The organism is Bacteroides muris (ex Afrizal et al. 2022) (genome assembly GCF_004793475.1).
Lineage (GTDB): Bacteria > Bacteroidota > Bacteroidia > Bacteroidales > Bacteroidaceae > Bacteroides > Bacteroides muris.
The window spans coordinates 39,513-46,998 of the sequence record NZ_SRYZ01000029.1 but is presented as its reverse complement, the minus strand read 5'-3'; the positions used below and the strand labels follow the sequence as shown (position 1 = coordinate 46,998).

5 protein-coding genes are annotated in these 7,486 nt (G+C 49.0%); all 5 read right to left on the bottom strand.

From position 1 onward, the window contains the following. Positions 1 to 73: 73 nt before the first annotated feature. Positions 74 to 1,417, bottom strand: coding sequence for a Fe-S cluster assembly protein SufD (gene sufD, locus E5355_RS12665; protein ID WP_136010636.1), 1,344 nt, complete (start codon positions 1,415 to 1,417; stop codon positions 74 to 76). A gap of 17 nt (positions 1,418 to 1,434) precedes the next feature. Further along, complete coding sequence (sufC, locus tag E5355_RS12660) at positions 1,435 to 2,190, bottom strand: Fe-S cluster assembly ATPase SufC (protein WP_136010635.1); 756 nt, start codon at positions 2,188 to 2,190, stop codon at positions 1,435 to 1,437. Positions 2,191 to 2,231: 41 nt separating this feature from the next. Further along, positions 2,232 to 3,686, bottom strand: coding sequence for a Fe-S cluster assembly protein SufB (sufB, locus tag E5355_RS12655; RefSeq protein WP_136010634.1), 1,455 nt, complete (start codon positions 3,684 to 3,686; stop codon positions 2,232 to 2,234). A 48-nt stretch (positions 3,687 to 3,734) separates the two neighbouring features. Next, positions 3,735 to 4,247 (bottom strand): CvpA family protein, encoded by a 513-nt coding sequence (locus tag E5355_RS12650; RefSeq protein ID WP_136010633.1) that lies wholly within the window; start codon positions 4,245 to 4,247, stop codon positions 3,735 to 3,737. A gap of 121 nt (positions 4,248 to 4,368) precedes the next feature. Beyond that, positions 4,369 to 7,416, bottom strand: a complete 3,048-nt coding sequence (infB, locus tag E5355_RS12645) for a translation initiation factor IF-2 (RefSeq protein ID WP_136010632.1) — start codon at positions 7,414 to 7,416, stop codon at positions 4,369 to 4,371. Between the last annotated feature and the right edge of the window lie 70 nt (positions 7,417 to 7,486).

The window sequence follows — 7,486 nt, the reverse complement described above, 5'->3', positions numbered from 1 at the left end:
GACTAAATACTAATATATTAATCGCAGTGGTTGGATTTTTATCGCACCACTACTAAATCGAAATTATAAGTTATTACTTGCAGATGGCACATCCCCGGCATTTGTTCAGTTCACCCCGGAAACGCTTCTCTACCAACAAGTGCAGACGGTCTTTCAAAGCATCCAAACGGATTGTATCAATGACTTCGTTGACAAAAGCGAACATAAGCAGCAGGCGCGCCTCACGCACCGGAATACCACGCTGCTGCATGTAAAAGAGAGCGCTTTCATCGAGCTGCCCCACCGTAGCACCATGACTGCACTTCACGTCATCTGCATAAATCTCCAGCTGAGGCTGGGTGTACATACGTGCATCGCGGGTGGCACAAAGATTACGGTTGGTCTGTTGCGAACTGGTGTGCTGTGCGTCAGGACGCACTAAAACCAGACCGGCAAAGGCACCTACAGCCTGGTCGTCAAGGACATACTTATAAAGTTCATTACTGGTACAGTTGGGCACGGCATGGTCGATTGTCGTATGATTGTCCACATGCTGATTCTTGTCTGCAATGGCCATACCGCACAGATTCAGCTCCGCATGTTCACCGACAAGCGTCACACGGGTTGTATTGCGTGTAGTGCCATTGTGCAGGGTCATGCCATTCAGCAAAACATTACTGTTGGCTTCCTGCTTTACATACATATTGCTGATACGCACTGTACTGGTGTGCGTCTCCTCCAATTCATAAAAATCAAAAACAGCATTTTCACCGGCAAAGATTTCTATCACCTGTGTTGCCAGGAAGTTCACACTATCCATCGCATGGTCACATGCCAGCAAGCGAGCTTGCGCACCCTCTTCCAAAATAACCAGCATACGGCGGTTCACCATAAAATTGACGTCACCACGCAGGATATTCACCAGCTGAACAGGTTTCTCTACCACCACGTTCTTAGGAACATAAAACAGAACACCGTCTTGCGCAAAAGCCGTGTTGAACGCTGTCACTCCATCCTCTGTCGTATCAGCCAGTTTACCGTAGTATTTCTTCACCAATTCAGGATTCTGTTCAGCCACTTCCTTCAGACTACCGAAAATAACTCCATTAGGCAGATGGGATTTGGGCAAAGCCTTGCCATAGAAAGCATCGTTCACCACAAAATAAAGGGCAGTGCTCATGTTAGGAACATCGCACTTGAACACCTCGTATGGATTCACCGGAATTTCCAATCGGTTCAAGTTCAAGCCATAATCCGGCTCAAAGAACTTACTGATATCCGTATATTTGTATTTCTCCTCCTTACGGGTGGGAAAGCCTAGGCGCTCGAAGTCGGCAAAAGCAGCGGCACGCGGCGCATTCAGCACCTCAGTGCTATGCCGGCATATCATCGCCTCCGTCTGGGAGAAAAGGTCTATATATTGTTGCTCTACACTCATGTTTTCAGATTATGAGTTTATAATTCACTTGCTTCTTTCTTTATCCAATCGAAGCCACGTGTTTCAATCTCCTTCGCCAGTTCCGGTCCACCGGTCTTTACGATACGTCCGCCCAGCAATACATGTACCGTATCGGGTTTGATATAGTCCAACAATCGCTGGTAGTGGGTAATGACCATAGCACTGGTTTCCGCAGTCTTGAGTTTGTTGAAACCGTCGGCCACAATACGCAGGGCATCCACATCCAATCCGGAATCCGTTTCGTCCAGAATAGCAAAAGTCGGTTCCAACATCGCCATCTGGAATATCTCGTTACGCTTCTTTTCACCGCCGCTGAAACCTTCGTTCACGCTGCGGTTGGCAAGCTTGTTGTCTAATTCCACAATGGCACGCTTCTCGCGCATCAGCTTCAGGAACTCACTGGCCGACAAAGCAGGCAGATGGCGGTACTTGCGTTGCTCATTTACAGCAGCACGCATGAAGTTTACCATCGAAACACCCGGAATCTCTACCGGAGTCTGGAAAGAAAGGAAAATTCCTTCATGCGCACGGTCTTCAGGGCTCATGGCAAGCAGGTCCTTGCCATTAAAGGTGATGGAGCCGCGCGTCACTTCGTAAGCAGGATGGCCTACCAACACATTACTCAACGTACTTTTACCGGCACCGTTCTGTCCCATCAGTGCATGTACTTCTCCATCATGTATGGTCAAGTTGATGCCTTTCAATATTTCTTTGCCATTGATGCTGGCATGTAGGTCTTTTATCTTTAACATCTTTATATTTACTATTTGACTATTTACAATTTACAATTTAATCACCCCACGCTTCCTTCCAGCGAAATAGCAAGCAATTTCTGCGCTTCTACGGCAAACTCCATTGGCAGCTTATTCAATACCTCCTTGGCATAACCGTTCACAATCAGTCCTACGGCATCTTCCGTAGAAATACCGCGTTGGTTGCAGTAGAATATCTGGTCCTCACTGATTTTGCTGGTAGTGGCCTCATGCTCCACGATGGCCGTTTCGTTTCGGATGTCCATGTAAGGGAAAGTGTGCGCACCGCATTTGTCGCCAAGCAACAAGGAGTCGCACTGGCTGTAATTACGGGCATTGTCCGCTCTCTGTGCCACGCGCACCAGGCCACGGTAAGAGTTCTCACTCTTTCCGGCAGAGATACCTTTGCTCACAATGGTACTCCGGGTATTCTTGCCCAGATGAATCATTTTTGTTCCCGTGTCTGCCTGCTGATGGTTATTGGTTACTGCCACACTATAGAATTCTGCCGTCGAATTGTCGCCGGAAAGGATGCAAGACGGATACTTCCAAGTAATGGCCGAACCAGTTTCCACTTGTGTCCAAGACAGTTTACTGTCCACCCCTTTACAATGGCCACGCTTCGTCACAAAGTTATAGACACCACCCCGGCCCTCGGCATCACCGGGATACCAGTTCTGCACGGTGCTGTATTTCACTTCTGCACGGTCGTGCACTACAATTTCCACAATGGCTGCGTGCAACTGGTTCTCGTCACGCATCGGAGCCGTACACCCTTCCAGATAAGAAACGTACGAATCATCATCCGCCACAATCAAGGTTCTTTCGAACTGCCCCGTATTGCGGGCATTGATGCGGAAATAGGTAGACAACTCCATCGGACAGCGTACCCCCTTCGGGATATAGACAAAAGAACCGTCGGAGAACACCGCCGAGTTCAGTGCCGCAAAGAAGTTGTCACGATAAGGCACCACCGAACCGAGATATTTCTGTACTAAGTCGGGATGCTCGCGTACAGCCTCACTAAACGAGCAGAAGATGATTCCTTTCTCCATCAGCGTCTCCTTGAAGGTAGTCTTTACAGACACCGAGTCCATAACGGCATCCACAGCCATACCGCTCAACGCCATCTGCTCTTCCAGCGGAATGCCCAGCTTATTGAAAGTCTTTATCAACTCAGGGTCCACCTCATCCATGCTCTTCGGGCCCTCCTTCTTCTTCGTAGGGTCAGCATAGTAGGATATGGCCTGATAATCTATTTCGGGAATGCGGAGATGTGCCCATGTAGGCATCTCCAACGTCAGCCAGTGGCGATATGCCTTCAGGCGGAACTCCAGCAACCATTCCGGTTCTCCCTTCTTCTCAGAGATAAGCCGCACAACATCTTCATTCAGCCCGCGCTCAATGATGTCGGTATGCACGTCGGTCGTGAAACCATACTTATACTTTTCCTGAGTGAGTTCCTTTACATATTTATTGGGTTCTTCTTGTTGCATCACTTCTATAATTACAAATTATGAATTACAAAATCACGGCTCACGGTATCAGTCAAAGTCTCCGTTTACAATCTGCTCCGTAACCGCCTTTGCCGCGGGAAAGAATATCCCGGCAAACTCTTCCATAGGATAATATAACACTGATTCTTTCTTTTTTGTTTTGCCAATCAGCGCATTGTCTCCGTCTATAAATTCGATGACACCAATCAGCAGGCTCGTCAGCAGGAGGTACTTCAAAGCCCCCAGACCGGCTCCCAACCAATGATTGAGCCAGCCCAGCGAGACGGCCTCCATTGCCTGGGTCAGCAGAGAAGCCACCAGGGAGAAGAGCAAGGGAACAGCCAGCCAGATGAGGACAAATGCCAGTACTTGCGCCACTGTCATAGAGTCTGTCAATGTGGGGCACAGCTTCGCTGCCAACGAAGCATACAAAGCCTTTGCCGCCAGCAGACCGACAATCAGCCCCAGCAGAGAGGCCAATTGCTTCACAAAACCTTTCATGAAGCCGACGATTGCGCCCAAGCCGAAAACTGCCAATATGATGATATCTATAATTGCCATAAAATTAATGTATTAATGTACCAATGAGCAAATAGCTAATATGCAAAATGTGCCAATTGCCCTGCGGCATTTTCTTTACACGCAGCCAATTGGCACATTAGCATATTTGCACATTATTCAATTATAATGTTTGCTTCACTTCTATTTCTTCGTAAGATTCGATAATATCGCCCACCTTGATGTCGTTGCAGTTTGTCAGGCTGATACCGCACTCGAAGTTGGTACCTACCTCCTTCACGTCGTCCTTGAAGCGCTTCAGGGCATTGATGGCACCTGTAAAGATTACGATACCGTCGCGTATCAAACGGGCCTTGTCGCTGCGTTTCACCTTTCCGGTCTTGACCATGGCACCTGCCACAAGTCCCACCTTCGTGATGTTGAACACCTCGCGCACCTCGATGGTTGCCGTAACCTGCTCCTTCAAAGTCGGTGCCAGCATACCTTCCATGGCAGCCTTCACCTCTTCGATGGCATCGTAGATGACGGAATACTTGCGGATATCCACACCCTCCTGCTCTGCCAGCTTGGCGGCAGCACCCGAAGGACGTACCTGGAAACCGACGATTATCGCATCCGAAGCGGCAGCCAGAGAAACATCCGATTCGGAAATCTGACCGACACCCTTGTGAATTACGTTCACCTGCACCTGCTCCGTAGACAGCTTAATCAAAGAGTCGCTCAACGCTTCCACAGAACCGTCCACGTCACCCTTCACAATCACATTCAGCTCATGGAAGTCACCCAGTGCCAGACGGCGGCCCACTTCGTCAAGCGTCAACATCTTCTGCGTACGCAGACCTTGTTCACGCTGTAATTGCTCACGTTTGTTGGCAATCTCGCGTGCTTCCTGCTCCGTCTCGATTACGTGGAACGTGTCACCTGCAGCAGGCGCACCGTTCAAGCCCAATATCAAGGCCGGTGTAGAAGGACCGGCTTCCTTCATGCGCTGGTTACGTTCGTTGAACATGGCCTTTACCTTACCGTAGCTGGTACCTGCCAGCACGATGTCGCCCATCTTCAGCGTACCGTTAGAAACCAATACCGTAGCCACATAGCCACGCCCCTTATCCAATGAAGATTCGATGATGGACCCGGTAGCACGACGGTTCGGGTTTGCTTTCAGCTCCAGCATTTCCGCTTCGAGCAGCACTTTCTCCATCAGCTCGGGTACACCGATACCCTTTTTGGCAGAGATATCCTGCGACTGATACTTACCGCCCCACTCTTCCACCAGGAAGTTCATGGCAGCCAGCTCTTCCTTGATTTTGTCGGGGTTGGCAGTCGGCTTATCAATCTTATTGATTGCAAATACAATGGGAACACCCGCAGCCATGGCATGGTTGATGGCTTCCTTTGTCTGCGGCATCACATTGTCGTCAGCAGCCACAATGATGATGGCAATATCCGTAGCCTTGGCACCACGGGCACGCATGGCGGTAAACGCTTCGTGACCCGGAGTATCGAGGAACGTAATCTTACGTCCGTCGTCCAATGACACGTGGTAGGCACCGATGTGCTGTGTGATACCACCCGCCTCACCGGCAATCACATTCGCCTTGCGGATGTAATCGAGCAATGAAGTCTTACCGTGGTCTACGTGACCCATCACCGTCACAATCGGAGCACGAGGTTCCAAGTCTTCCTCATCATCCTCTTCCTCTACAATGGCCTGCGCCACTTCCGCACTGACATATTCCGTCTTGAAGCCGAATTCCTCAGCCACCAGGTTGATGGTCTCCGCATCCAGACGCTGGTTGATGGATACCATGATACCAATGCTCATACAAGTGGCGATGACCTGGGTAACGGAAATATCCATCATGCTTGCCAACTCGTTGGCTGTCACAAATTCCGTGATTTTCAACACCTTACTTTCTGCCATTTCCATGTCTTCCAATTCCTGCATACGGCTGGAAGCCATTTCACGTTTCTCCTTACGATACTTGGCACCTTTGTTCTTTCCTTTTGAAGTGAGGCGTGCCAAAGTTTCCTTTACCTGCTTTGCTACATCTTCCTCGCTAACCTCCTGCTTGATGACCGGCTTCTTGAAGCGGTCTTTATTGCGGTTGCGGTTATTGTTGGAATTGCTTCCACCAGGCTGGTTCCCACCTTGCGGGCGGGCACCCTGACCTTGCTGGGCACCTGCGTGTCCACGATCGTTGCCACTACGCTGAAAGTTGGAGGCATTGTTGATATCCACTTTCTCCTTATTGATACGGACACGCTTCTTTTTGCCATTGGCATCGCCGGCAGCAGTGTCCTTTAACTTGCTGTCATCACGGCGGATTTCCTTGATGATAGCTTCCTTCATCTGTTTCTTCTGGTCTTGGCGAATCTTTTCCTTCTCTTCACGCTCCTTACGTTTCTCCTCTTTCGATTTCTTCTTCGGACGTGTGGACTGGTTCAAGGCAGCCAAATCTATCTGTCCGATGACATTAATCTTCGAAACAAACTCGGGCTGATGTATTTTGAAGATTTCTTCTCCTTCTTCTTTCACCTCTTTTTCAACCGGTGCTTCTTTAGCTGCCAGTGCGAGGGCAGGCGTTTCTATCATTTCTTCCTTTTTAAATTCTTGTTTAGCCTCAACAACCGAAGCAGGTTCTTCCTTGACAACGGGTTGGGGCTGCAGTTCCGAAACAAGCTGCGGCTCGGACTCAGATGCTGACTGTACCTCCGGTTGCGGCTGTGGCTCCGGTTGGGGGGCAGGAGTAGGTTCCGGTTTCGGTGTCTCTACAACTACCGATTCCTCCACCTTCTTCTCCTCTGCCACTATTTCCACTTCTTTCTCTTTTTCCTGAGCAGGAGCAGGTCTACGGTTTAATTTATCCAAATCAATCTTGCCTACCGGCTTGAACTTCGGACGTACATCTTCCGGAACAACTGTCTTAATCTCCTCAGGTTTCGCTTTTTCCTGCATTTCCTTATAGCCGTCAATAGACACAGACGCTTTGTTGCGATCCTTGCTCTGACGTTCCTGGCTGAAACGCTCCGACTTTATCTTAAGGTCCTTATCTGTACTAAACTCCTTTTTAAGCAGTTCGAACTGTTCATCCGTAATTTTCGTGTTCGGATTTGCCTCAACGGCAAACCCCTTCTTTTGCAGGAACTCGACAGCCGTCGTAATTCCCACATTTAAATCTCTTGTTACTTTGTTTAACCTTATCGTCATACTAATTTAATGAATTAATGCGCCAATATGCTAATGTGCTAATTGGCTGAGAAAAAAGGAGTGTGCACTT